This is a genomic window from Pseudomonas sp. LBUM1673, from assembly GCF_059695645.1.
This window is the reverse complement of sequence record NZ_CP166780.1, coordinates 5,851,336-5,877,652: the sequence shown is the minus strand read 5'-3', so window position 1 is coordinate 5,877,652 and position 26,317 is coordinate 5,851,336. Positions and strand designations below refer to the sequence as shown.

The window sequence follows — 26,317 nt, the reverse complement described above, 5'->3', positions numbered from 1 at the left end:
GTGTTTTCGCCGTTGAAGGCTTACGGTAGCGCCCGTGCTCCAACTTCACCTTGGAGGGTCGAGCCCCTCAACGCATATCCGCATATGACGATATCGGCTCAACCGGCAATGGCAGGTTGCCTTGCCAGGAGTCGAAGGTGTAGCGCAAGTACAACAGGGCGCGACTCGGTGCATAGCCTTCGCTGTGCTGCCAAGTGATACCGGCACCCAGCACCAGGCTGTCGGAAAGACGACGCTCCACGAGGCCCTGGACACGGAAGTTGATGCCATTGCTGCTACTGCCACTCTTGGTCAGGGACGGGCTGTCCACCAGGGTCTGATTCGATTGCGCTAGCAGGTTTTGCAGTTCGGCTTCGCGGTTGTCTTTGGGGTAGAGGTCTGAGCCGTCGTTTTTCGCGAACGACCAGCCCACCGAGCTTTCAAGCAGAGCCGACCAGTCAGCGTTGCGCCAGGCATAGTTCACCGGCACGCTGACCGAGTAGTACTGCTGTGGGCTGTAGTAGCCGCCCTGGCCGAGAGTGAATTCGCTTAAGTCCTTGTCGTATCCCATGTACATCAGGGTCAGGCCAGTGCGCAGACGTTCGTCGGCGCGTTCCACCAGACGATAGTAATAGCCGCCCATGGCTGTGCGCCGCTGGTTGTTCTCAACGTTCTGGCCCATTAACCAATGACTGCTCAGGCTTGCCCACACGCCATCATCGCCGCCTTTGTCATGGCTCAGGCCCAGAGTGAAGCCGTTGGCCGTAACGCCGCCCCACTTGGTTCCGCTGACCGGATCGACCGCACCGGCATACGACACCAGTGAGTTGGTCAGGGGCCGCCGCGATGCCGTGAGGCGGAAGCCCAGGCTGCTCCAGTCACCGCTGTAGGTGACACCGCCCACCCAGTTGGACACCGTGAACTCTTGTGGCGTATGACCAAGGTCGAAGGCCCAGCGATCATCGTGCCAGCCCACGCCCAACATGGTGCCGCGCACGCTCTGCGAAGCGGTGGCACAACCACCCTGCACCACCGCGCACAAGCCGAACGGGTCGGCACTGGAGAAATTCCCGACATCCAGATTGATGTCTTCGGCCTGGACGAAACCCTGTCCTTGCGCCACCGGCGCGTCGATGCGCAGGATGGTGGTCTGGGTGGTCAGGTCCGAGACCCCCGATGAGCTGTTGTCGGTGCGCCAGACGAAGTCATGGTACAGATTCACCGTCGGGTTCTGCTTTTGGTACAGCTCGTCGACGTCGCTGCGGATGCTGCGCTGCAACCAGTCATCACTGTCCCTGGCACGGCTGGCCAAGGTCATGGCACGGTTGTCACGCGGTTCGGTCTGTTGAGGTTCGATCATCCTTCCCGCGCCCATGCTGCGTGCATAGTCATCCAAAGCCCGCTGCGGTTCTTCTCGGGACAGCAGACGCGCCGCATCCCGATATACCAGCGGATCGCTTTGCGGGGTCTCGAGCAACTGCGCGAACAGTGCGTTCGCACGCGTCTCGTCGCCCAGCGATGCCCAGGCATTGGCCACGCGGCGCTGGAGCGACGAATCGACCGGTACTGGCGCGGTCACTGCCATAAGGCTGGCCTTGGCGGCCTTCGGCTGACCGCGGGCGATCAGCACTTCGCTCAGGCCCAGTTGGGCCTCGGTATTTTTCGGCGCGCTGGCCAGCACCTTGCGGTAGCGGCTTTCGGCCTGCGCCAGGTCGCCACGCTGCTGGGCCCAGTCGGCCAAGGTCAGGTAGTCGTCAGTGGTCGGCGCACGCATCAGCAGCGCTTCGGCCTGGGTCTCATGGCCGCGGTCGCGCAGTGTCCGGGCCTTCGCGAGCAACTGGCGACGCTGCAGACGTGCCCACAGCTCGTTCATGTTGTCGCTCCAGGCGGCGCGGGGGATCTGTTGCAGACTGACCATGGCATCGCCGTCACGTTCACCATTGGCGAGAAACAGACCGTGGGCATAGCGCGCCTCGGTGTTCAGGCCCTGACGTTGTAACAGCAATTGGAAGCTCTGGTCGGCCTCGGCATTGAGGCCCAGTTCACGCTGGGCATTGGCCAAGCGGTACACCAACCAGGGACTGTCCGGGTCCAGCACTCGAGCCTTGCTCAAGGCTACCGTCACCTGCGCCCAATCGCTGCGTCGGGTGGCGTAATCGGCCTGCGCGTCGAGGCGATCCAGCGCCAGCCCCCGACGCACGCCTTGGAACTCTTGCTGCTCCTTGGGCGTCAGGCTGTCGAGGTAGTGCTCGGCCTTTTTCGGTGATTGCGACTGGTACAGACGGACCATGGCACGCACCACGCTTGCGTTGTTCGGATCGAGCTTGCGCGCCTGCACCAACAGCGCTTCTGCGGTGATGTCATCGGATTCGCCCCGAGCAGCGTAGGACAGGCCGATCAGCGGCGCAGGATTGTTCGGCTTGGCTTTGCCCGCCTGCCGGTACCATTTTTTTGCGACGGGATAATCCTTTCGCTCGAGGGCTTCATCACCCTTTTGCAACAGCATCCACTGGTAGTTGGCAGCCTTGAGTTCCTGCCACTTGGCGATCCAGTAGGTGTCCTGCTCAATGGCCGAGGCTCGGACGAAAGTGTTGTATGCCGCTTCGTGCTTGTTCTGGCGCATCAGCGAAATACCCAGCGAACCGAGCAGGCTGGAGTCTTGCGGATAACGCTTGATCGCCCGAAGCAAACTGGCTTCAGCGCCGACGTTGTCGCCGGCATCGAGCAATGCCTTGCCTTTGACACCGGCTTGCCAGGCCGGATCAGCCAAGTATTGTTTCTGCTCTTGCAACTGCCTGGCCGCATCAGCGCGCAAGCTGGTGTAGGGGTAGAACTTCAGAAAAGCCCGCCAGCCCTGCGTAGTTTCGCGCCCTACCGGCTGCTTGAGCCAATAGTTGTATTCGCGTTCGGCAGCGTTGTTGCTGGCGTTCGGATCGCCAGCCAATTGATGCAGGACGTCCAGCGCCTCGGGATCACGTTTTTCGGCAAACAGCAGGCCGGCCAAGGTCTGGCGCAGCGAGGCATTGCCGGGGTACTGCCGGTCCAACTCGCGTAACTGCTCTATCACGACCGGGCGCTGCGCCTTGATGCCGCTACGCACGTTCAGGTATTCCAGGCCAGTGGCAAAGTCTGGCATGTCATCGCCGAACAATTGCCGAAAGGCTTTGACCGAGTCTTCGGAACGGCCGGCGACGGCCAGCAGGCGCGCCTCCTGCAAGGCCCTCTGACCATAGGTGCTATGCATTTTCAGTAAGCTCTCGGCCTGACGCAGGGCCGCAGTGCCTGGCGCCTGCTGGCGCAGTTGGGCAACCAGGCGTTCGGCTTCCGGCTGGTTCTTTTGCAGCAGTACCTGGCGGACTTCAACGACTTTCACCAGCGGATTGTCCGGGGCGATCAGCTCCAGACGAGCCAGCGAGTCATGCACCAGGTCTTCTCGGTATTGAGCCTCACCAATGCGTACTTGCTCCAGCAGCCATTGCTGCTGGTCGGGTGGGCTAAGAGGCTGACCCAGAGCGACCCCGTAAACGCTGCTCAACAGCAGCCCAAAACCGGTCAATTTGTGCATGCGGCAGTCCAGTTTGGCACGAGGCGTCCGTTTTTATCGAAGCGATAACGTTGTTGGTCCCAACCCTGCCCGAACAGCGTCAGTGACTGGTTGTAGTAGGCATCCGCCAAGGGAGGCTGTTGTTGCAGGCGTTGGCGCTGGGCCTTGAGGGCACCCACACTGTCCGGGCTCGCGGCCAGCAACGGCAACAATGCGGCACTGAAGCCGACCGGGGCGGTGCCGTTGTCGAGGCCGGTGGTTATGTCGACTTTTTCCGGCACATGGCCCAGCCGCGTCGTCAGGTCCAGCATGGGTTTGAAGTGCTCAATCAACCCGGCGCGCCCCGGCGCATCCTTGTCCAGCATGCCCAGCCAGAGGTAGACGCGAATGGCGTCATAGCTTCCAACTCTGCCCTTCTGACTGTCCACGGCCCAACCCTGACCGGCTTTCCACAGTTGCCAGTCGGATGCCAGGCCCTTGGGCGAACTTTCGATCAGCAGACGCTCGGTGTTGCTGGCCAGCTCCGCCCAAATCGGTGCTTCCTGGGCGAAGCGTGCCAGCAATTGCGGTGGCAGATAGCTGGCATTCAGACGCCAACCCTCGGCATTGTCGAATCCGACGTCGCCGGGCAACAGCATCAGCCCCAAGCCTGGTAGCTTGCGCAGGCTTTGCGCAGCACTGCGCCAGAGCAGGTTGCGGCCCAATGCCAGGTAAGTCGGTTGACGCCACAGACGCCCAGCTTCCAGCAGGCTATAGGCGATCCACAAATCGGCGTCGGTGGCGTTGTTACTATCAAGTACGTGCCAGCGGCCAACGTTGTCGCGACCCCACTGCCACGCCGGAAGCTGCCGGTTAAGGTCGCCGCCGGCCAGGTTGGCCTCGGTCCAGTGCAGAACCTTGGCGAAGCTTTCGCGGTCATTGCCCAGCAGGGCGAAAAACAGCCCGTAGCTCTGTCCTTCAGACGTGGAGATCAACTGCTCCGAGGAGTGGTCAATTACTCGTCCGTCCGAGCTAAGCATCGCCTGGCGATAATTCTGCCAGGCCGGCCAGGCGCATTCCGCGGCACCGGCAAAGCCAGGCGCTACGATGATCGCGGTCAAAGCCAGAGTGAGAAAGGATTTCACCCTACTACTCCTGACCAGCCAGACGACGACGGGCGGCCCAACGTAGTGCACGCCACAGCAGGAAGGCCGTCAGCAGCACACTGATGGTGGCCATGGCCGCCAGCAGGATCGGGTGCTCGGACAATTGGAACCAAAGCAACAGCCACCACGGAAGGTGGCCGACGAAGTACTGCTGGCCCACCCAACTGCTGCCTACGCCACTGCTGCGGATCAGCGCGACGGAACCGGTAACGGCGTCTATTTTTCCAGTGTCGCCCAAGGTGTCGCGCAGCAGTTGGTAATCGGCGTCATCGCTGGCCAGCAAGGCCACAATGCTGCGCTGTGGGTGATACGGCGACTGCAAACCGACGATGGCGGCGATCGGTGCCTGAGCGCTGACTTCGACGCGGTTGGCACCCAGGTCGCGTTCATCGCTGAATTGCCCGACGCGGGCCGACTTACCGTTCTGCTCATTGGACGGTTTGAGTAGCCAGGCACGCGTCTTGTCCAGCACCAGATTGGCATCGGCACCATCGCCCACGCCCGGCGCCATGGCGCCGAATACCAGCAGGTCGACATCCGCCCTGGCGTCGTCCCAGTTGTCCGACAGCCGCAGGCCAAACGCTGGCAGGCCTGAGCGCGCAGAGATTCCAGCAATGGTCTCGAACAGAGTGCTCAGTTGCACAGGACGACTGCGGGCCGGGACCATTACCAGGGTTTCCGACAGGTCAGCCATCCGGCTGTATGGAAAACCGCCTCGGGCAAAGGCGCGCAGGTCGGGCATGGCGATGTAGTGATGGTAGCCGGACAGGTCAATGGTCGACTCTTCATCGATCACGGCCTGGTTGTTCACCGGCAGCGAAGTCTGGCAACGGTCGCGCTGGGCACTGCCAAAGGTGCTGGCGAAGTTGAAGTCAAAACGCAGGGTGTTACGGTCGCCAATCTTCAGCGCTGGCACCAGCAACTTGTCGCTGAGGTTAGCCGACTCGTTGGACAACACCGCCAGACGCAACTCCTCCAGACGGCTGTCGGTCTTGCTTTGCAGCGGCAGGCTGGTGATGAACTGGTTGTTCAGGCTGATGGTCAAGCGCGACTCGTCGTTAACCGACGGTGGCGTATAACGGAACTTGGTTTGCAGCGGAATCCCTTGGTTACGCCAGACGAATAGGTCAGGCGGCAGATTCACGTCCACCGTGATGGACCGTGGCTGCTGACCGTTGACCTGAAGCTGCTCGGGGTACTTGATCAACTCGGCGAAGCGTACCGAGCGGTCCGTGCGCATCCAGTTCGGCGCGTCATAAGGCACCCGAGGTTTGAGCTGCTCGACCTTGTTGACGGTCACGTGCGAGCCACGGAACGCGCCTGCGCCCAAGGCCAGGGCGCGGGCAGCCACGGCCAGGTCATCGTCGTTGCGCCCCAACACCAGCAACACCTTACTGTAGGGATCCTGTGGGTTGTCGATCATCTGTACAACGGGCGCATCCACCACCGGGAACTTGTCTGTGTCAGCTAGGAAGAACGGGCGATGATCGTTGGTGGCGAAGACAATGGCCGACTTGGCGCGATGGTGTTCATCGACGGGCGGCAGCTGGTCGAACAGAACAGGGAACTGCGCACCACGCCAAGTGGCCTGGCTGCCGAAATAGGACGCCAGGATACCGGCTGCACGCTGCTCGCCCAGGGTCGGCGCATCGGCGAAGACCAAATTGATGACCGGCTTGTCCTGGCCTCGGGTGTCGAAGAAAGGCATCGGAAAATAGGCCAGGTCGTTCTTGAGGGTTAGTGCCTGCTCCTGCAATTGAATCTGGCTACTGCGCCCCACGTTCAACCATAGCGTGCTGTTGGCCGGGTCTTCGCAGATATCGGTGTAGTGGCCGACGAACTCCAGGCGTATGCGGTTGAAGTCCGAAATCAGACGCGGGTCCAGGGCTACCGATTGGTTGACCCTCTTGCCCAATTGGTCCTTCTCGATCGGCACAACGTTCATCAGCACGTCATTGAGATACACACGTAAATGCGAGATCTGTGGCAGCAGCGAAGGCGAAGGCGTGTACTCCAACTGCAGTTTCGCGTCGCTGGTGATGCGATCGCGGCGCAGGCTGAATTCAATCTGGTCGCTATTGTGGATGCCCAGCAACAGGCTGTCGGAGGGACGGCCCAGTTGTTCGAAGCTGTACGCGGTGCTCCAGCTCGGTACGTTGCTGACCGCGGCCGGCGCGACAGGCGCAGGTGCAGTGGCGGCCTGGGCGCAACCGGCGGCCAGGAGCGCCAGACTGGCAACAAGGGATTTGCTGAAGTAGCGGCTCATGGTGCGCTCACTGATCGGGAGTTGGAAATTGGGACAGCCGCCGGCATGCGCGGCAGGAAACTGGCCAGCCAACGCAACATTCGCAAAGGCGGGCCGGCGATGCGGCGTATCCAGGTAGGCAGGTATTCGTAGAGGCGGTAGTAACCGGTGCCGCCCAGTTTTACTATGTCCAAAAAGCTGTGCAGCGGGCGATCCGGGGTGAAGTTCTCGCCCCAGTTGAGCCAGGCGTCGGCGCGGGCGAACGTGCACTGCACAAAGTCGATTTTCTGTTGTGCATTGAGGCCAGTGAAGCTGATGCCGATGAAGTTCTTGTGGCTGCGGCTGATGTAGCCCGGGAACAGGAATTCACGAGTGCCGCGCTGCATCATCAGCGAGATGCTCCCGCCCACCGCCAGCGACAGCGAGGTGTCGAGCTGGATGCCTGCGCCACCGTCGGAATAGTCCTGCAACATGCCAGGGTAAGAGTGACCACTTTCAAGGCGCACTGCAGCGGGTAACTTGACGTGTACACGGTGGGTCTGGCGAACCTGGCGCGTTTCAGCGGCGACCGCCACAGCGCCCCCGATGATCAGCAGGTTGTAGACTACCCAGAGAATGCTCACCACAACGGTGACGATCTCGTCGAGCGGCCCGCAGATCAGTCGCCAGATGGCAAACCCCAGGCCGGCAATGTTCAGCAACGCCAATAGCAAGTACGGCTGGGCGATTTTCCAGTCAAACTGATTGTGCTCCATCAGGCCGCCCTTGGCGGTGACGTTGAACTTGCCCTTCCTGGGGTTGAACAGTGCCACGGTGGTGGGACGCGCGATGTACCAGGCCAGCACGGTCTCGTACACCTCACCCCAGAACGTCCGACGATAGGCGCCCTGCATCCGCGAGTTGGTGAGGCTTGCGTGGATCATGTGCGGCAGCACATACAGCAGGATCATCAGCGCCGGGGCGTAGATGATGTATGCATGCAGGAACAAAAACGCCAGCGGCGCCATCAGAAACACCAGGCGCGGCAGGCCGGCCAAAAAGTGCATCATCGCGTTGGCGTAGCAGATGCGCTGGAAGAAGGTCAGGCCTTTTCCGAACAAGGGGTTATCGGTGCGGAAGATCTGCGCCATGCCACGGGCCCAGCGAATGCGCTGGCCGATGTGCGCTGACAGGCTCTCGGTTGCCAGGCCGGCCGCTTGCGGCACCTTGATATAGGCCGAGTTCCAACCGTTGCGGTGCAGGCGTAGCGCCGTGTGGGCGTCTTCGGTAACTGTCTCGACGGCAAAGCCGCCGATCGCGTCCAGCGCGGTGCGCCGCAGCACCGCGCATGAGCCGCAGAAAAACGCCGCGTTCCACATGTCGTTGCCGTCCTGAATCAACCCGTAGAACAGCTCGCCTTCGTTGGGGTGCTCGCGGAACACATCGAGGTTGCGCTCAAAGGGGTCCGGTGACAGGAAATGGTGCGGAGTCTGCACCAGCGCCAGTTTCGGATCACGCAAAAAGCCCCCGGTGGTCATTTGCAGAAATGAGCGCACAGGTACGTGGTCACAGTCGAAAATGGCGACCAGTTCGCTGTTCAGCTGCTTCAGCGCGTGGTTGAGGTTACCGGCCTTGGCGTGACGATTGTCGCTGCGAGTGATGTAGCCCACTCCTACTTCAGCGGCGAACTGACGGAAACTCTCGCGCCTGCCGTCGTCGAGAATGTAGATATTCAGCTTGTCGGCGGGCCAATCGATGCCCATGGCTGCGTACACGGTACCCCGCACGATTGACAGATCTTCGTTGTAGGTCGGGATCAACAGGTCGACGTCGAGCCACAGACGCGTATCGCGCGGCAGCGGCGCCGGTTTGCGTCCCAGGGGCCAGCAAGTCTGGATGTACCCCAGGATCAGCACCACCCAAGAATAAGTTTCGGCCACCAGCAGGATCATCCCGCAAGCCAGGTCCAGGGGCTGGTTCCAGTTCAGGGTCGAGGTGTAGCGCCACCACAGGTAACGGCACGAGACGATGATCGACAACACCACCATCAGCAACGTCGGAAAGCGTCCCGGAACCCGCCGCACCAGCATGGCCAGCCCCCACAGCAGCAAGACGAACACCAGTTGGGCGACGTAGCCGAAGGGCTCGGTGATGCACAACAACGTAAAAATGAAGGCGACGACACCGATGGCCGAGTTGACCAATCGTTGGTTGCGACGGTCCAGGCCTTTCCACCAATGGCTGCTCTGGCGAATCTGCTGACTGGCCTCGGCGCGCACGGGCAACTCTTCCAGCGCCTTGCCGATCCGAGTCCACAGCCGCAGGTACAGCGCCCCGACGGCTTTGAGCCAGGCTGGGGTCGCCAGAGTCCACGCCTGCGGCCTGGCCGGGCGAACCAGCAGCAGCCAGAGGCTTTGCACCGCATAGCGCAACGGGTCGCCCAGGCTCGGTGTCTTGTTGGTCAGTTGCGGATACCAGCGCTTGGGCTGATCGAGCACAGCGCGCCAGTGCGGTGACTCCAGGCGCAACAGCAGCCACGCCAGGGCGCTCATTGTCGCCAGCAGCAGCGCAACTGGCGGCGCACAGTCATAGCGCCGACGCAGGTGAGCATAAGGGAAAACGCGGGCGATCATACCGTCCCCAAGCGTCGAGTCAGGCACCAGGTAGCCAGGCTCATCACATCCTGGGCAGCCAGGCTGGCTTCGGCATAAGCTCCCACCGGCTTCTTGAACGCCAAAGCTTCGCGCATGGCTTCATCCTGATGCACGCTGAGTGGCAACAGGCAGGCACCATATTGTTTGCGCCAGATCAATAGCAGGTCGCGCTGCAATTGGCTGACCGGGTCGAAGCGGTTGATCAGCAGATGCCCGCTGGGGGCTTTTTCCTGCTGCAACAGCACATGGCAGGCGGCATCCGCCTCGACAATCCGCAGGCGCAACGCACAGGGCCCGACACGAGCATGACCGGGCAATCGCAAGGGCACATCGAACAGGATCCAGTCAAAGTGTTCGGCAAGGCTGGCCTGTCGGCGGTGCCACAGCTTCGGCTCCTTGAGCAGGTATTGCTCGATTTGATCCTGCTCTTCCAGTTTCAAGCGGCCATAAGGCAGCACGCTCAATCCCGGTTCCACGGTCCAGGCCTGGGTGTTCCAGCTCACACCGTCGATCATGGCGCGCGCCCAGCCGCTGGGTTCGCTGACACTGACGTTGAAGTGCAGGCGAAGCAGGTTCTCCGGGCACATGTCGACCAGCAGCACGCGCTCGCCAAGACTATGCAATGCATGGCCAGTGGCCGCTAGCAGCGAGCTGGTGCCGACGCCGCCGCGCAGACCACGCAGACTAAGGGCGGTCACGACAGCGTCTCCAGTTCGGACTTGTGCATCAGCGGCAGGACCGCCGGCTGCCGGCACTCCATCTCCGCCAGCAGCGGCCAGCGATGTAGGGCCCTTTGCAATTCGATCTGCGCAGAAATGTCCACGTAGTCCAGTTCGGGCAGCTCAAGCTCCAGTTTCAGGCGGGCGATGTCATCGGCACGATCCGCACGCGACTGCACCCTGGCCTTCACTTGAAGCGCTGTGGGTAGGGCAGCCATCCTGCTTTCTCCTTGATTCGTATGTAAGGTTTTCCGGCGTAGTCAACGACCACAGTGCCAGCGTTCTCGGAGACTGCCGCCGTCTGCGGCAGGTCGCTCAGCAGGGCCGACCAGCTGGGCCCCTGGCCATCCACCTGGGGTTGGGCGCTGTACAGGCGACTGATGATTTCCGATAAGGCCAGGAAACTGCTCGGCGCGGTGATGTGCAGTGGTGCGGCACCGGGGTTGCGCCCCATGCCCACCAGCTTGATGCCGACCGGCACGTGGGTGATGGACTGGCTCGGTATCTCGCGCATGCCGGATATCTGCATGCGGTCGCCATGCAGCGCCGCGCCATGCTCCGGCACAATCACCACCACCACCCGACGGCCACTGAGCTCCAGTTGTTTAATGAAGCCATTGAGGTCATCGATCAGCCCCTGGGCAAGCGGTTTGTAATCGCTGCTCCTGGTGCCGCCATCGGCGGTCAACACACGGTTGCCGTCATGCAGCGTGGTGGTGTTGTAGAACAGCGCCACGCGATCGCTCTTTTCTTCTTCGCGGTGCTTCCACCAGGTGTCCAATACCTGTGCATCGCGCAGGATTGGCGAACCGTCGAAGCCCACCAGTGCACGCGGCAATTTGCTGGTACTGACGGCGGGGGCCGGCAACGAACCCTGGGCGCGGACTTCGTCAAGGAAGCCTTCGAACTGCCCGGTGTGGTTGAGCATCACTTCGCTGGCAAAGCCCAGCTTGCTCAAATCGTCCATCAACAGGCACTGCTCCGGGGCGGTGCCGTAGAGCTGGCTGTGCGGAACCTGCCCACAACTGGCGCGCAACAGGCGGATGGCCGCCGGCCCGCTGTAGGAAGTGGCCGAGTTGAAGCTGTCGAAAATCACGTCCATCTGCTGGAACAACGTGTTATCGCGCAGGCCCACGGTTTCCAGATCATCCCAAGCCATGGAGCAGATATTGATCAGCAACAGGTCGAAAGGCTGCACGGCAGAAGTCGCAGGTTTGAACTCCACCTGACGCCCGGCCTCGGAGCTATAGAACTTCTGCAGATAGGCTTCCAGTGTCGCGCTGTCCGGGGCGGCCGTGCTCACCGCAGCCATGGAGGCGCCACTGGCCGACGCCTCGACCGGCTCGCTGCTGGCGTGCGGGGACAGCACATTGGCGCTGGCCAGCCAGGCCAAACCCAGCACGCTCAGGGTGGTCAGGCGCAGCCAGTGACGGACGAAGGCATAGACCACCGCCAGCACCGCCAGCAGCGCACACAGGTTCCAGTCGATGAAACGACCAGCCAGCTCGACCGCGTACGCGCCGGTGAAACTCAGCACACCAGGCTGGGCCAGCAGGCGGCTGAAGGGGGGTAGCCAGGTGTCCTGGTAAAACAGCGCAACGCCCACGGGGATCGCAATGACCGTGCGCAGGATGCGCAAATAACGGTGCGGCAACGGCAGCAGCAACGCCGCAGCGAACACCAGGTTGGGCAATACCTGCAGGTTCAGGTAGCCAGCCCACAGCAGTACGAACTTGAAGATGAAATACAGATTCCAGGGACCCAGGCCCGGCCAGACGCGCACTGACGCCGGGTTAATGACTTCATACCGGCTCATGGGGCTCGCTCTGAGCCGGCGCGCGACGACGCACGCCACGGGATTTCAGGTAACGCGGAGGCAAGAGGCCCTGCACGACGGCCAGAAAATGGCGACCGAACCTGGTCAGTACCACGAACAGCGCCAGGGTCAGCAGGCTGCTGAGGCCGATCACCTGGATCAGCTCGGGATAACTCATGAACAGGGATCCGTAATGGGTAGTGTGGTGCGTTGAGGCGAGTAGGCGCCACGCCCAGCGGCTTCGGTGGAGCTACCGGCCGTGCGTTCTCCTGCCAGAAGGAACGTGGGAGGCAGCGAGGCTGCCGTGAGGAAGTCCTCGCGCGGCAACGCTTCAACGCCGGGGAGAATCTGGAAGTCGCTGAACAGATCGCGCCAGGCCAGCCGGCAGATATTTCCCAATGCGGGCTCCAGCCCGTCCGCGCGACAGGCAAACAGGAACAGATAAAAGGCACCGTTGACCACGCAGGCGACGTCACCGAAACGACGCAAGCCAATTTGATTCAAGTACTGCTCGATTTCCAGACCACCGCGCGGTATCAGTTTGAGCAGTTGGTGGCTGATTTCGCCAGAGGCGCCGCCGTAGACGCGCTCCACCGTGCTGATGAATTCCCGGGGCGCTAACAGACCGCGCTCGGCGGGAGGCCGCAGGCGTTCGAATAGCGATTGGAAGTCGCTGGTGCGGCTCCGGCGCCAGATCTGACCCTGGGCACTGTCGATGATGCTGAAGAAGTGTGCCAGCGTAGTCCCATAGGGCACGGTGATGTTGGCGCCGCAGGACACCAGCAGACGCTCGTCCCGATAACGCAGGCAGGGCTCCATCTCACGTACGATGATCTTCAGCGCGATGCCGCAGCGCTCGCGCAGGGCATGAATCTGGCGGGCCAACTCTTCGACCTGCTGGTTGCTGTCGATGGCCACGATGATGCTGGCAGCCCGAGCGTGGCTGGCTTGCTGGAGCAAGTCCTCGCGGTTCTCGAACAGCCTCCACTGATCCGACAACGGCGGCGAGCCTTCAAGCACTGAACGCTGGGTCAGGTAGATTCGCTGGTCATCGGTGTGTGTTGGCTGCGGACGGGCCCGTTCGACCTGGGTCAGACCGAAGCCCATGGACTGCAAGTCGAGTTCGAACTCCTGCCCGCTGCACACGCCCAGTTCGCTGTGCCAGTAGTGCAATTGATAGCGAATACCACCATCACGCCGGTACAACTGCCCCAAGCCGGACAGATGTTCATTGAGGCGGATCAGCTCTGCATGCAGTCGCGGCGCCTGTCCATGGCACAGCACCAGGAGGGTGCAGTTCTGTTCGCGTAACCACTGCCTCATACCCTCACACCAGTGCTGTAGCTGCACCGCGTCAAAGGATTGCCAACTGGTAGCAGGCAGCATCAACAGTACCTGACTGCCCGGAGCCGTTTCAGCGCGTCTCAACTCAGACGGCAACGACTTGAGAGCCAAACGGATGACTGGCTCGGGCACTTCGAACAACCGCAACTCGGCAGGCCCGGATTGGTCGTCCAAAGCGCAAACTAGTTGTTCGGGGTAATGACCGCACCACACCAGAGTGGCCCGATGTTGCGCAGGTAATGCCATCAGGAACTGTAGCGCCAGTACTTCGGCATCGCTGGTCTGGTCGATGACCATCCAATACAACCCACCTTGACGCATCAGTATCTGCTCATCCAGGAGATGCCTGACAGCTAAGGTGACATGACTCAAGCGTACTTCTCCTTCCCTTCAACCTTGGCAATATTGCCTACATCTTGGACCTTCCCCCATAGCTGCTCGGCGAAGCTTCATCACCTCACGCAGCCAGTCCTTGATGGCCAAGGAACACACAGCGAGCTTACGATGGCATCCAGCTCGTACTGGCTGACCAGCTTTGCGTGCTAACATCTGCACCGATTTATCTGCATCGAAGCCAGTAATAGCAAAATGCCAATTCATAATGCAGGCCATGCGCAGCGGTCGGCCATCGGGCTATGCTGATTTTTGGTAGGAGTTCTGGTAGCGCCGGTAGGCATGGCCCTACATTGCGTGGCGCCCACTGGCGGACGTACGTCGCTGTATATCAGCTATGCCTCGGCAGGGGCTCAGGCTGCGCCCGGCATGCAGGGGGGGCGTGTACAGCCAGTCTGGCGTAGAGGGGAGGGATGTAACGTGTCTGGTCTTACGTGGTTGCTAACGTTTGGGTGGTGCGTGGTGCCAGGCATAGATCACGGTTTGCATGGCAGAGGTAGACCATAGGTCACGGTTTTTCGAACAGGTGGCGATAGCGTCGACCCAGGTGCTCGCGGCTTATTTGCAGATGCCAGTCCACGGCGCTCAGGCTGACGCGCTGCCCGAATTTGCAGCGCATGATGGTGCTGCCATGCGCGTCTCGGTGGCTTCGGCGACGGTTATAGGTACGAACTGGTGTCGGGCTAACAACTCAGCCATAACAATCTCCACTGGCAGTAAACGATACCTTGAGTTGTAAACGACGGAACCAATCGCTGGCACGGGCATCTTGGATGCGGTTAGTTATGCACCTCATAAAACCCGGATCAACTGATATTTAGCAGTCGACAGGCATACTCCCCCGGAAAAGTCTCCGAAGGGGGTCGAGAGGTCCTGGCGACATTACTGTCGCATTTAAACGCGAAAGTAACTTTCTGCTTGAACAGACGATTCTGCCAAGGGTGGAGAGTTTTGCACGCGATAAAAAAAACCAGCGATTTGGCGATCGCTGGGGTTTTTCTTTCGACGGAAGAACGGCCGACTTTGCCGGGTACCGGCGCGGAGGTTTCTTAGCCTGGCTCTCGTGAGCGTAGCACCTTGTGTCCTGCGGACAGGTCGAGGTTATCAATCACTATGGGCAGACAATGAAACGTGTATAGCGTGCCCAGACTGGTGATTGAATCAATAAAAAAACGCAGGACCTTATCGCCGACTTTGACCTCGATACTGGTCGCAAACGGACAGTCTTGATCCAGCTGAATACTGATCTCTGTGTAAATGCCATTGCGCTGAATATGAACGTAGTGATCTGTCAATACAATCAAGCTTAAGGGCTGGGAAAGCATACACCTAAGGGTTAAATCGGTTTTGTCCTTGTAGATCATGACGTTCTCCTTGTCGAAGAACACCGAGTAGCAGGCAGTCTCGCATAATGGACGTTATGGCTAAATCAGGAACCGGGCGCTATAGCGATTTTCCCGGTCCCTGATTCTGCCCAGAGGGCGCGAGTACCATAACCTCGGTTTGATTATTGCTGAGACAGCCCTTACCTGCATGGAGGCTTACTTGTGCGTGCGCCGGGAGTGGTTAGGTCAGCCTAGTGTATTGGGTGACGACGCGTAGGGCTTTACAAAGTCTCCTATGACGATGCCTGTTGGTTCCGTTCGACCGGTACGGCGGCGTTGGATCGCGCCAATCATCCATGGCGAATTACGCTGACTAGCCCAAACCTGTCAGGACTCTGGGCTGGTGTGGAGGCCGGTCTCGGACTAACTATCCGCACACCGCTGGGTTTGCCGCCCAGTGTGAGAGTGCTTGATGAGACCGAAAGCGGCCTTCCCCCTTTGCCCTCAATCGTGTTGTCCATCTATCGTAAAGAAGCTGAGCTTGATCCGATTACCGAGCGATTGATCTCTATCGTTACGGATGAGGTGAAAAACCTTCTCCGATCCAGATATTTGTAGAGCGGCACAAGGCCTTGGCATGCGCTCTACCAATACAGTTTCACAACATCACCGCCCGCTTTGCGCCGATTGCTTCGTTACAATGGGCATCAATCGGCCAAATGGAGTTACCCCTGAGGATCATTTCGCGTCACATACCCGAGGCAGGAGCCGTATGCGGTAGTTCCGCACGTACGGATCTGTGCGAGGGGTGGCAGGTAACTGCCATCCCTACCGCGACCGGATGTGCTGACTCGGTTGCCTATGCACCGAGCGAGTGAGAACGGTGCACTGCTGCCGCACAGGTGGTATACGAGTGATACCGTCTAATCTCGCCAAATACCTCACTAGGCAACGGAAAATGTGGGATTGCTAAAAATTGCTAATCCGTTTTCTCAAAGGAGATAGACATAGTGAAAGCGCTAGTTGTTATTGACGTCCAACAAGGTCTTTTCAAGCCTCTACCATGCCCTGCGTCAGCGCCCAATATCGTTGCTCGCATTAATGAGTTAACGCAGCGCGCTAGGTCGGATGGAGCACCGGTCATTTTTGTCCAACACGAGGCAACGGAAGGCGATTTTTTCAAGTATGAAAGTGAGGCATGGGCTTTGGATGCGGGATTGATCACAGGAACGGGTGATCACTACGTCCGCAAAACTACCCCCGACTCATTTTTGAGAACAACGCTCAGCGCCGTTCTAGAAGTGTGCGGAGCTTCACATCTCGTCGTCTGTGGTTACGCCACGGAGTTTTGCATTGAGACAACGGTTCGGCGTGCCGCCGCTCTGGGGTATGACGTCACATTGGTAAGTGATGCTCATACCACTCACGACAAAGCACATGCTGACGCAAACCAGATTATCGCTCACCACAATGCTACCTTACCCAGTATCAAGAGTTTTGGAGTACAGATCATCGCGCAAAAAAACGAGTCCGTTGACTTCGTTTATTGATTGAACTGTATGGCCCTGGTCGATACCGTGACGGCCCTGATGGGTGGCACCGCGACCCTGTTCGTGCGCGTATCGACCAACGTCAAGCTCGACGACGGCGCACGGGCGGTGGGCACCATGCTCGACCCCAAGGGCAAGGCGATCGTCGCGATCCGCGAAGGCAAGGCCTTCTACGGGCTGGTCGACATTCTCGGCCATCCCTACCTCACCGCCTACGAGCCGATCCTCGACGAACAGGGCCAGGTAATCGGTATCTGGTACGTCGGCTACCAGATCGAGTTGCAGGTGCTGCGCGATATCGTCGGCCGCGCACGGATCCTTGATGGCGGCTTCGTCGCGGTGCTCGACCGCGCCGGCGGCATCGTGCTCTGCGTGCTGCTGATCGGCGCGCTCAACCTGCTGGTGCGGCGCCTGGTCATCCGCCCCCTCGGCGGCGAACCGGCCATTGCCGTGGAAGCCTTGGCGCGCGTGGCGGCGGGCGACCTCAGCTTGACCATCGACACCCGGCCCGGCGACGAGAGCAGCATGCTCGCGGCGATCAAGCGCATGAACGCCACGCTCGCACGCATCATCGGCGAGGTGCACGGCGCGGCCAACGCCTTGAACAGCGCCTCCGAGGAGCTGTCCACTACCGCCCACGGCATGAGCCAGGCGAGCAACGAACAGGCTGCCTCGGTGGAGCGCAGCAGCGCCTCGGTGGAGCAGATGTCCGCATCCATTACCCAAAACACCGGGAACGCGCGGATCACCGACGGTATCGCCGGCAGTGCCGCCAAGCAGGCCGTCGAAGGCGGCGAAGCGGTCAAGGACACGGTCGACGCGATGAAGAGCATCGCGGAGAAGATCGGTATCATCGACGACATCGCCTATCAGACCAGCCTGCTCGCCCTTAACGCCTCCATCGAAGCCGCCCGTGCCGGCGAGCACGGTAAGGGTTTCGCCGTGGTCGCCGCCGAGGTGCGCAAGCTGGCCGAGCGCAGCCAGGTCGCGGCCCAGGAAATCGGCGAGGTGGCCAAGGGGTCGGTGGCGCTGGCCGAACGCGCCGGCGGCCTGCTCGACGAGATCGTCCCCGGCATCGCCAAGACCAGCGACCTGGTCCAGGAGATCGCCGCAGCCTCTGCCGAGCAGTCCGCCGACGTCGGCCAGATCAACACGGCGATGAACCAGCTCAACCGGATCACCCAACAGAACGCCATCTCATCCGAAGAGCTGGCCGCCACCGCCGAGGAGATGAGCGGCCAGGCCGAACAGCTGCAGCAACTGATGGGCTTCTTCACCCTGGCCAGCCTCGCCGCCAGCGAGCGCGGCACCCCGATCGCCAGCGCCGCCGCGCGCCCCAAGGCCGCCGCGCCAGCCCCCAGCAAAGTGACCAGCAGCAGCGGCTCCCGCCGTACCGGCCGGCTTCGTGCGCTTCCAGGAGTGATCCCATGGGCCAGTTGATCAAGGCAGAAAGCCCTGGAGACACCGCGGAAACCCGCCAGTACCTGACCTTCATCCTCGGCGGCGAGCACTTCGCCGTCGGCACCCTGAGCGTCAAGGAGATCATCGAGTACGGCCAGCTCACCGGCGTGCCGATGATGCCGCCGAGCATCCGCGGGGTGATCAACCTGCGCGGCGCCGTGGTGCCGGTGATCGACCTCGGCGCGCGCTTCGGCGGGCGGCAGACCGAAGTCGGCCGGCGCACCTGTATCGTCATCCTCAAGGTCGAGCGCAGCGACGAGCACCAGGTGATCGGCGTGCTGGTCGATGCGGTGAACGAGGTGCTGGAAATCGCCCCGGCGGATATCGAGCCGCCGCCGGCCTTCGGCGCGCATATCCGCACCGACTTCATCCAGGGCATGGGCAAGGTCGGCGGCACATTCATCATCCTGCTGGATATCGGCCGGGTACTCTCGGTGGACGAACTGGTCGCGCTGGCCTCGGCCAGCCACGCGCCGGAGCAGGAACATGCCCCGGGGGCACACTAGGGCGAGCCGTGCTCGCGCGATTCAGTTCGTTCCGCGTGGGAACACCACCCGCGACGCTCCATCCACTACGCGACCACTACATACCTCCGTACATCGCGACCGGTCCCGACGAGATTCGGCAATGCCCTACAAGTATCGAGCGCATGCCCTACCCACTGCAACGATTCACCTACGACAAAACCAGAACCCCCTCATAGACGTGCTTTTACCCGAGAGTCATAGTGTTGCCGTCGGCGAATGCCGCCATCCCCGTGGGGGCGCTCCCACACCAATGTCATCAACTTAAGGCCCCAGACCTGTCTGGTACAAGCAATCCCAGGGCTTGGGCATGCGGTTGCAGCCGGCGGCACTGATTTTGCTCCCCAGCGTCACATGGGGCGGATCTGTCCAACGCATTGGAGCTAAGAGATATTCATCCAGGAAGGCCGCAATATCGGCCTTAAAGTGCATGTTGGGGTTGATTGAATATAATCCGGCGCTGTCCTTTTTATTCACTAGTTTTCAGACCGGGAGTCAAGCTTGCGTTTGAATGGACTGCGATACAAGGTGTTGGCGGTGGTGGCAGCAGGATTGCTGCTGCTGTTCTCCGTGCAATTCGTCGCTGCGCGGCTGGTGCTACTGGAGGGATACTCACGACTGGAGCAGGACAAGATGCTGATCAAGGTCGGCAGCGCGATGAGCCTGCTTGAAGAACAATCCCGGCAGCTTGACAGCATCGCCATTGACTGGGCGCACTGGGACGACACCTACCAGCACATGGTCGAGCCTAATCAGGACTATATCGACTCCAACTACACTGACGACTCCTTCGATAACCTCAAGATCAGCGCATTCCTGCTGGTCGATGCCAACGGCAAGATCGCGTTCAAAAGAGGCGTGGAAGACGGGCAGCGGTGGCGCATCCCGGCCATGATAGAGCGGGCGGCATCGAAGGGTGGAGCACTGATTGATAGCTCCGGCGGCAGGAATCATGTATCGGGGTTTTTCTGGACGCCGGAAGGCCTCTTCATCGTCTCCGCCTTCGATGTACGGCCCAGTGGTGGCGTCGATGGTGCGCGCCGCGGCACGCTGATCATGGTTCGCCGCCTCGACCAGGCATTGCTGGATCATATCGGCCAATTGCTCGGTATGCAGATTGCCATCGAACGGGCCGACGAGCAGGAACTGGCCGCGGATCGGCTTAAGGCGTTGGCGCACATGCAAACCCGGGGCGGCATGGTGATAAAACCGCTGAACGATATGGAGGTGGCCGGTTATGCCTTGGTGCATGACGTCGGCGGCACCACGCCATTGCTGGTGCGCGCGGTTGACGACCGCGGCATTTTCAAGCAAGGGCAATCCAGCCTGAATTTTCTGATCTGGGCTACAGCCCTGATAGTGCTGGTGTTGGGCGTGTTTCATTGGCTGTTCGACCGGCTGGTGCTGGTGCGGCTGGCCCATCTGAGTGATCACGTCAGCCGTATCGGTGAATCCGCTGATACAACGGTGCGCATCCCGGCATTGCGCGGTAATGACGAACTCGCCAGGCTGTCCAGCAGGATCAATAACATGCTGGCACGACTCCACGAGTCGCAGCATGCCCTGCATTTCGAGAAAGAGCGTGCCCAGACCACGCTGGCGGGTATCGCCGACGCCGTTGTCACCAGCGACGCGGCCGGCAACGTCGTATACATGAATACGGCGGCGGAGCGTCTGACCGGTATTTCTGCCATTGAAGCCGGCGGGAAATCGCTGCAATCGCTATTCCGGCTGATGTCAGAGAACAAAACCACGCCTGTGGATGGCGCCTGGTTGACCGATCCGGCGGCAACTCAGGAAGAGGTGATCCTGCAACGTGCCGATGGAAAGGAATTCGTCGTGCGTAAATCGACGGCGCCGTTGCATAACTATAACGGTGACGGCTTCGGTTTCGTGACCGTGTTGCATGACGTTTCCATGCTGCGCGCCCTTTCCAACCAGCTCAGTTTCCAGGCACGGCACGATGCACTGACCGGACTCATCAACCGCTACGAGTTCGACCGCCTGGCGCAGGTTGCGCTAGAAGATGCCGCCCAAGGCGAACGCGCGCATTGCATTGCCTATGTTGATCTGGACCAATTCAAGATCGTCAACGATACCTGCGGCCATATGGCCGGCGACACGCTGCTGCGCCAGCTTGCGGGCCAGTTGAAGGCCAGGATGCGCAGTTCCGATACGCTGGCGCGTCTGGGCGGCGACGAGTTTGCCATATTGCTAATGGGCTGCGGTCTGGAAAAAGCGAGGGAAGTCACCGAGGGCCTGCTGCAAATCGTCCGCGAATTCCGTTTTGTCTTGGAGGACAAGGTGTTCAAGATCGGCGCAAGCGTCGGCCTTACCGAAATTTCGCCGACGCATGCCTACACCCTGAGTGAATTGTTGAGCACGGTGGATTCCGCCTGCTATGCAGCCAAGGACGAGGGCGGCAATCGTATCCACGTCTATCGACCGGACGACCAGGACTTGCAACAACGCTACAGCCAGCTCGAATGGGTGTCGCGGATACATCAAGGACTGGAAAGGAATCAGTTTGTTCTGTATTACCAGCGCATGGAAAGCCTGACAGAGGGCAGCGAACCGCATTGTGAGGTGTTGATCCGCATGCGTGGCGACGATGGTACGTTGTATCCGCCAGGCTATTTCCTGCCGGCGGCGGAGCGCTATCATCTGATGCCGCAACTGGATCGCTGGGTGGTGCGGGAAGCCTTTTCCATCATGGCGCGCAAGGGCTCTGATTTTCCTTATGTATGCGCTATCAACCTCTCCGGCCAGACCTTATCGGAAGAGGGATTTCTCGATTACGTGACTGATCTGATCGGGCACTACCGCCTGGATCCTCGACGCTTCTGTTTCGAGATCACCGAAACCTCCGTGATCGCCAACCTGGACAAGGCGCGCCAGTTCATGCGGGCGCTGCGCGAACTGGGCTGCAGCTTTTCACTGGACGATTTCGGCAGCGGCCTGTCGTCCTTTGCCTACCTGAAAAACCTGGAAGTGGATTTCCTCAAAATCGACGGCATGTTCGTCAAGGCCATCGCCGACAATCCAATCGACCGCGCCATGGTCGCCTCTATCAGTCAAGTAGGCCATGTGATGGGCTTGCACACGATAGCCGAGTTCGCCGAGAACGAAGACATTATCCGCATCCTGAAGGAAATCGGTGTGGATTATGCTCAGGGCTATGGCGTCGCCAGGCCGGAATTGTTTCAGTAGCCTGGGGCCGCGAACGGATTTCATTGGACTGGTTCCCATGCTCTGCGTCACTAGTGTCTGGTAAAAATCACTGAAAAATGATGCTTTGCTGAATACCGTTCAGTTCCTCTTCCTGTTGTCGCCTTCGCCGCTGAAGGAAGTGGCGGGTGTCGGCTCGCTCAAACAAGCAATGCGCCAACATGATAGCCCGCTCGGAAATGGACCCTTTGTAGTCTGAGCGCTGTAGATACACCGTCATCAGCAAAGTAGGTGATCAAGGCGCTGTAAATCTGGATGTGCACGGCATTTTCGGAGAATCCGAGGTGGCGTTTAAGATTGAGTTTTTGCTTGAGCCATTTAAAGAACAGCTCGATTTGCCAGCGCTCTTTATAAAACGCGGCGATCTCTGCTGCGTTGCGGGAAAAGTCGTTGGTGACCAGGATCAGCGGGGTGTCATGGTCAATGTCATCAACTTAAGCCCCCAGCCCTGTCTGAGGCAAGCAACCCCAGGGCTTGAGCGCTCGGTTGCGGCAATGTCTTCACTGGTTTTAGGAGTAACCGCCATGAGCCAGTTGATCAAGATAGAAAACACCAGCAACGCGCCGGCAACCCGCCACTACCTGACCTTCACCCTCGCCGGCGAGAACTTTGCCGTCGGTAGCCTGAGCGTCAAGGAGATCATCGAGTACGGCCAAGGGGACGTCTTGCGCCAGGGCGCAAGCCGCCCCTTACCTCGAACGTTGGGCGCCAACTATCGCGAGGCGGCTACAGCACGAAGGAAATAGGTGATTATTTTGGTCTGCACTATTCGCGTGTCAGCCGCATAATAGCGAAGGCAAACGACACGACCTGCCCCCTCTTGTTTCGCGCCGCAAACCCGAGTAAAGGATTCTCCGATGATACGCTCCCGGCTGCCCCTGCTTTCCCTGCTGTTCGGCCTGCTGCTGATGCCGTCCGTCCATGCCGAAACCCTCCACGTGGCCACCGAGGGGAACTACATGCCGTTCAGCTATCACGACGAGTCGGGGACGCTGACCGGCTTCGATGTCGAGATCGCCCAGGCCCTGTGCCACCAGATGCAGGTCAAATGTGAACTCCAGGCGATCACCTGGAACGGCCTGATCCCCAGTCTTGAATCCGGCAAGGTGGACATGATAGTCGCCAGCATGGCACGCATCCCTGAGCGAGAGCTGCGGGTCGCCTTCAGCGACTACTACTACCAGTCCCACTCGGTATTTGCCGGTCGCACCGGGGTTGCCCCCGACGCCTCGCCGGAGTCGCTGGCGGGTCTGCGCCTGGCGATCATCGACGGCACCATCCAGGCCACCTTCGCCCAGAAACACTACCCGCACAGTCCCCTGCGGCTGGTCGCCCACCAGGAGGAGGCCTTCGACCTGCTGCTGGCCGGCAAGGTCGACCTGGTGCTTTCCGACACCATCAACCTGCTCGACTTCTTGCAGCAGCCCAAGGCTGCCGGCTACGACTTCATCGGCCCCCCGCTGCTTGCCGCCGCCCTCAATAGCAAGGCGCACATTGCTGTGCGTAAGGGCGACGGAAGCCTGCTTCAGCGACTCAATCGCGCGCTGGAGGAACTCCGCCTCAATGGCGTCTACGACCGCATCAACCGCCACTACTTCCCCTTCAGTATCTACTGAGAACCATAGCGAATGAGTGACCGGCGCCCAGCACGCTTCTGCCCTCGTCTGGCGACCACCGTACGGCTGGGGCTGGGCAGCCTGCTCCTGCTGTTCGGCCTTGCCATCTGGCTGTCCCTGCCGCTGCTCGGCGGCATCGTCGACAAGGCCAACCAGGTGCGCGACGAGTATCTACCTGACCTGACCCGCTGGCGCTACAACACCCAGCGTGTCGAGCAGCTCTACGGCTTCATCCAGACCCTCTACTGGAGCAGCGACGCCCAGGTGGCGCGCAGCAGCCGCCTGCAGGCCCAAGTGCTGCTCGACAGCTTCGCCTTCGCCCCAAGCAGCGAGCTGGCGGAGCAGTCCGGATGGATTCTCCGCAACATCCAAACCCTGGCCAGGCTGCGCGACAGCCAGCGCACCAGCCTGAGTGAGGTGCAGGCCCTGGCGGGCGTCTTGCTGCACGACGATACCGAGAGGCACGGCGACGGCACCGATCGAGTTGGACGTTTCGCCGCGGCCTGTACCCGGCTCGCCCTGGTCGGCACGGACTGGCAAGCCCTGCAACAGGAAGTTGGCAACCTGCCGGCTCCCTTCTCCGCAGAGACGGCGAATGCCCTCGCTCGCCTACAGCGCCACTTCACACAGTTGCAGGCCGAGGAGGCGCAGATCGAACGGATTTACCGGCAGGTCCTCGAGCAGCAGAAGCACCTGGCGGCGACCCTGAATACCGATACCGCGCTGAAGACCCAGCGGATCGCCAACGCCGTCGGCCTCGAAGCGACCCAGGTACGCCGCTACGGCCTGCTGATCCTGCTGCTGCTCGGCGCCATAACCCCTGTCGTGCTGTTCGTCTTCCAGCGCTTTCTGCTGCGCCCGATCCTGCTCTGCAACCAAGCGCTGGAGCAACTGAACAGCGAGCACTCCGCTCAGTTGCCAGAGCGCACCCTGTTCCGCGAGTTGGACACCATCTGCCGGAGCGTGCGCCAGTACGGCGACATGACCCGCCAATTGCAGCACGCCAACCAAGAGCTGATGCAGCTTTCCCAGCAGGACGGCCTGACCGGCCTGAGCAATCGACGCCATTTCGACAGCGTGCTCGGCGGAGAACACGCCCGTGCCTGTCGCCACGGCCACGGCCTCACCCTGCTGCTCATCGACATAGACCACTTCAAGGCTCTCAACGACCGCCACGGACACCTGCTCGGCGACGACTGCCTGCGCCAGTTGGCCGGTGTGCTGCACCGCTTCAGCCAGCGCCCGGGCGATCTCGCCGCCCGCTTCGGCGGTGAGGAGTTCGCGCTGATCCTGCCGGATATGGACCTGGAGCAGAGCCTCCAGCTTGCCGAACGTGTGCTACAGGCCGTCGCCGAGTTGGTCACCCCCACCGATACCGGCGAGGCCGTGCGCTTCACGGCCAGCGCAGGCATTATCCACACCAGTCAGGCCGTCCGGCACACACCGGAGAGCATGATCCACCAGGCCGACCTCGCCCTCTATCGGGCCAAGCAACTGGGTCGCAACCGGGTGGAGGCCGCCGGGGAGGTCATCCCCCAGGCCTGACCGCGTACGAGACAGGCAAGAAAAGAAATTGGGGGCAGGTCCTGCCTTTTACTTGGCAAGTGGCGGCTACAGTATGAAGGAGATAGGTGGTTGTTTTGGTCTGCACTACGGGCAATGGCAACCTCTACAGCTATGCGCCCAAGGTCAATGTTGAGCTGCAGGGGGAGGTGCGCAAGACCTATGATGGAGACGCCACCGCGAGCGTGACGGACGCCAACTTTGCCATGAGTGGTGCAATCGATGGCGATACCATCGATGTGCTTTCGTTCGGCGACGCCTATTACGCGGACAAGAACGCTAGTGCGGGCAAGCTGGTAACCGTGGACGACGTCGACGTGTCCGAAGCGACCAATGGTGATGTCAAGGTATACGGCTATCAGGTCGATGCCTCTAGCGTCAGCGGTAATGTTGGCCAGATCGACCGCAAGGTATTGACCGCCACCGCCGACGCGGCCAATAAAACCTACGACGGCACCACCTCGGCCAGCCTGAGCAACCTTGCGCTGATCGGTATCGTTGGCGGTGATGAAGCTTGGGCCAAAGTGATCTTTGTAGATCGCCTTATGTTTTCATATCGCCATAATCACTCGCTGAACGGCCGTTATCAGCTAAAGGGTACCCGGTACCGCTACCCCAGTCGTCAGCTAGTCGACATGCACGTTTTCCATGCAGACGGCAGGACGAGTGACAGTGCTGGCTAGTGGTCAAAAACCGGCAGCTCAAATTTCGTGTTTTGTGCCTCAGGTAACCGCCCTTAGGTGCCGCTAAGAGCCATAAACTGCAGGCGGCGACATAGAGCCAAAGCCTTGCATCACGGCACTTAGAGATGTTCGAGGCCATTTGCAACCAACCAAGATTTCTGTACCGCATTGGCCTTCTGGGGAGTTGTCGAACCAGTCGATGAGCCACCTTAAGCTTGCGACAAAGAAGGCGATGGCATCTCCCTCAGAATGTCGCAGTCCATTTTGAATTGGTGATTTTCCTGCTCCAATTGCTGGATACATTGAAGTTCAAAAGTCAGCGGTTTACCGATCCCTGCATGACCTAACTCTCCCTCATACCCTGTACACAACGTCGAACGGTAGTTCATCGATGTACAGATCACTACAAACATCTGTTGATGACCCCATCAGTGCTTGCATGAGCAAGTCTGTGCTTTAGAGAAACGACATGCCCAGGCTCTTGCGGCTATAAGCGGGGGGCTGATTTTTGGGTAGGGGAATATCCATTGAAGGCAGGGATCGGCCAGT

Annotated in this window: 19 protein-coding genes; 8 read left to right on the top strand and 11 right to left on the bottom strand. The window is 60.4% G+C overall.

Annotated features, from left to right (window positions below; all coding sequences use genetic code 11):
• Positions 1-67: 67 nt before the first annotated feature.
• The 10 genes from bcsC to ACA044_RS26875 form a co-directional block, all read right to left on the bottom strand.
• Positions 68-3,544, bottom strand: a complete 3,477-nt coding sequence (gene bcsC, locus ACA044_RS26920) for a cellulose synthase complex outer membrane protein BcsC (RefSeq protein WP_497444031.1) — start codon at positions 3,542-3,544, stop codon at positions 68-70.
• Complete coding sequence (gene bcsZ, locus ACA044_RS26915; protein WP_497444030.1) at positions 3,532-4,647, bottom strand: cellulose synthase complex periplasmic endoglucanase BcsZ; 1,116 nt, start codon at positions 4,645-4,647, stop codon at positions 3,532-3,534. Before bcsZ ends, bcsC begins: the two co-directional genes overlap by 13 nt.
• Before the next feature lie 4 nt (positions 4,648-4,651).
• Complete coding sequence (gene bcsB, locus ACA044_RS26910) at positions 4,652-6,934, bottom strand: cellulose biosynthesis cyclic di-GMP-binding regulatory protein BcsB (RefSeq protein WP_497444029.1); 2,283 nt, start codon at positions 6,932-6,934, stop codon at positions 4,652-4,654.
• The gene (gene bcsA / locus ACA044_RS26905; RefSeq protein ID WP_497444028.1) at positions 6,931-9,525 is read right to left on the bottom strand and encodes a UDP-forming cellulose synthase catalytic subunit; all 2,595 of its coding nucleotides are present in this window, start codon (positions 9,523-9,525) and stop codon (positions 6,931-6,933) included. The genes bcsB and bcsA overlap by 4 nt, the downstream gene beginning before the upstream one ends.
• Entirely contained in the window at positions 9,522-10,244 is a 723-nt protein-coding gene (gene bcsQ / locus ACA044_RS26900) for a cellulose biosynthesis protein BcsQ (RefSeq protein ID WP_497444027.1), read from the bottom strand. The genes bcsA and bcsQ overlap by 4 nt, the downstream gene beginning before the upstream one ends.
• Positions 10,241-10,483 carry a cellulose biosynthesis protein BcsR gene (gene bcsR, locus ACA044_RS26895; protein WP_497444026.1) on the bottom strand — a complete coding sequence of 81 codons (243 nt, stop codon included), beginning with the start codon at positions 10,481-10,483 and terminating at the stop codon, positions 10,241-10,243. Before bcsR ends, bcsQ begins: the two co-directional genes overlap by 4 nt.
• Positions 10,453-12,081, bottom strand: coding sequence for a cellulose biosynthesis protein BcsG (gene bcsG, locus ACA044_RS26890; RefSeq protein ID WP_497444025.1), 1,629 nt, complete (start codon positions 12,079-12,081; stop codon positions 10,453-10,455). The genes bcsR and bcsG overlap by 31 nt, the downstream gene beginning before the upstream one ends.
• A complete protein-coding gene (gene bcsF / locus ACA044_RS26885) occupies positions 12,068-12,259 on the bottom strand; it encodes a cellulose biosynthesis protein BcsF (protein ID WP_497444024.1) in 192 nt (63 codons plus the stop codon). Before bcsF ends, bcsG begins: the two co-directional genes overlap by 14 nt.
• Entirely contained in the window at positions 12,256-13,797 is a 1,542-nt protein-coding gene (bcsE, locus tag ACA044_RS26880; protein WP_497444023.1) for a cellulose biosynthesis protein BcsE, read from the bottom strand. Before bcsE ends, bcsF begins: the two co-directional genes overlap by 4 nt.
• Positions 13,798-14,867: 1,070 nt before the next feature.
• Positions 14,868-15,182, bottom strand: coding sequence for a hypothetical protein (locus tag ACA044_RS26875; protein WP_497444022.1), 315 nt, complete (start codon positions 15,180-15,182; stop codon positions 14,868-14,870).
• Positions 15,183-16,153: 971 nt separating this feature from the next.
• On the opposite strand from ACA044_RS26875, the gene ACA044_RS26870 reads away from it, so the two are divergent.
• The 4 genes from ACA044_RS26870 (at position 16,154) to ACA044_RS26855 (ending at position 21,888) form a co-directional block, all read left to right on the top strand.
• Positions 16,154-16,693: a cysteine hydrolase family protein gene (locus tag ACA044_RS26870; protein ID WP_497444021.1), complete on the top strand. Its 540-nt coding sequence runs from the start codon at positions 16,154-16,156 to the stop codon at positions 16,691-16,693.
• Positions 16,694-16,702: 9 nt separating this feature from the next.
• On the top strand, positions 16,703-18,133 hold the full coding sequence (locus tag ACA044_RS26865) for a methyl-accepting chemotaxis protein (protein ID WP_497444020.1): 1,431 nt from the start codon (positions 16,703-16,705) through the stop codon (positions 18,131-18,133).
• Positions 18,121-18,660, top strand: a complete 540-nt coding sequence (locus ACA044_RS26860; RefSeq protein WP_497444019.1) for a chemotaxis protein CheW — start codon at positions 18,121-18,123, stop codon at positions 18,658-18,660. The genes ACA044_RS26865 and ACA044_RS26860 overlap by 13 nt, the downstream gene beginning before the upstream one ends.
• 546 nt (positions 18,661-19,206) lie before the next feature.
• The gene (locus ACA044_RS26855; protein ID WP_497444018.1) at positions 19,207-21,888 is read left to right on the top strand and encodes an EAL domain-containing protein; all 2,682 of its coding nucleotides are present in this window, start codon (positions 19,207-19,209) and stop codon (positions 21,886-21,888) included.
• A 158-nt stretch (positions 21,889-22,046) separates the two neighbouring features.
• Here ACA044_RS26855 and ACA044_RS26850 read toward each other — a convergent pair whose 3' ends face one another.
• Positions 22,047-22,271 (bottom strand): transposase, encoded by a 225-nt coding sequence (locus ACA044_RS26850; RefSeq protein WP_497447315.1) that lies wholly within the window; start codon positions 22,269-22,271, stop codon positions 22,047-22,049.
• Between ACA044_RS26850 and ACA044_RS26845 the strand changes: the two genes are divergently transcribed.
• From ACA044_RS26845 to ACA044_RS26830, 4 genes are all read left to right on the top strand, one after another.
• Entirely contained in the window at positions 22,191-22,652 is a 462-nt protein-coding gene (locus ACA044_RS26845; RefSeq protein ID WP_497444017.1) for a hypothetical protein, read from the top strand. The two genes, ACA044_RS26850 and ACA044_RS26845, sit on opposite strands and share 81 nt — an antisense overlap.
• Before the next feature lie 111 nt (positions 22,653-22,763).
• Complete coding sequence (locus ACA044_RS26840) at positions 22,764-23,522, top strand: transporter substrate-binding domain-containing protein (protein ID WP_497444016.1); 759 nt, start codon at positions 22,764-22,766, stop codon at positions 23,520-23,522.
• 981 nt (positions 23,523-24,503) lie between these two features.
• On the top strand, positions 24,504-25,067 hold the full coding sequence (locus ACA044_RS26835; RefSeq protein ID WP_497447314.1) for a GGDEF domain-containing protein: 564 nt from the start codon (positions 24,504-24,506) through the stop codon (positions 25,065-25,067).
• A gap of 86 nt (positions 25,068-25,153) precedes the next feature.
• Positions 25,154-25,768, top strand: a complete 615-nt coding sequence (locus tag ACA044_RS26830; RefSeq protein ID WP_497444015.1) for a YDG domain-containing protein — start codon at positions 25,154-25,156, stop codon at positions 25,766-25,768.
• Positions 25,769-26,317 lie beyond the last annotated feature (549 nt).

Excerpts from the sequence above, each read along its gene's own strand:
- bcsC (WP_497444031.1), bottom strand. The coding sequence starts at position 3,544 with ATGCACAAATTGACCGGTTTTGGGCTGCTGTTGAGCAGCGTTTACGGG.
- bcsB (WP_497444029.1), bottom strand. The coding sequence starts at position 6,934 with ATGAGCCGCTACTTCAGCAAATCCCTTGTTGCCAGTCTGGCGCTCCTG.
- bcsA (WP_497444028.1), bottom strand. The coding sequence starts at position 9,525 with ATGATCGCCCGCGTTTTCCCTTATGCTCACCTGCGTCGGCGCTATGAC.
- bcsR (WP_497444026.1), bottom strand. The coding sequence starts at position 10,483 with ATGGCTGCCCTACCCACAGCGCTTCAAGTGAAGGCCAGGGTGCAGTCG.
- bcsG (WP_497444025.1), bottom strand. The coding sequence starts at position 12,081 with ATGAGCCGGTATGAAGTCATTAACCCGGCGTCAGTGCGCGTCTGGCCG.
- bcsF (WP_497444024.1), bottom strand. The coding sequence starts at position 12,259 with ATGAGTTATCCCGAGCTGATCCAGGTGATCGGCCTCAGCAGCCTGCTG.
- ACA044_RS26875 (WP_497444022.1), bottom strand. The coding sequence starts at position 15,182 with ATGATCTACAAGGACAAAACCGATTTAACCCTTAGGTGTATGCTTTCC.
- ACA044_RS26865 (WP_497444020.1), top strand. The coding sequence starts at position 16,703 with ATGGCCCTGGTCGATACCGTGACGGCCCTGATGGGTGGCACCGCGACC.
- ACA044_RS26860 (WP_497444019.1), top strand. The coding sequence starts at position 18,121 with ATGGGCCAGTTGATCAAGGCAGAAAGCCCTGGAGACACCGCGGAAACC.
- ACA044_RS26840 (WP_497444016.1), top strand. The coding sequence starts at position 22,764 with ATGATACGCTCCCGGCTGCCCCTGCTTTCCCTGCTGTTCGGCCTGCTG.
- ACA044_RS26835 (WP_497447314.1), top strand. The coding sequence starts at position 24,504 with ATGACCCGCCAATTGCAGCACGCCAACCAAGAGCTGATGCAGCTTTCC.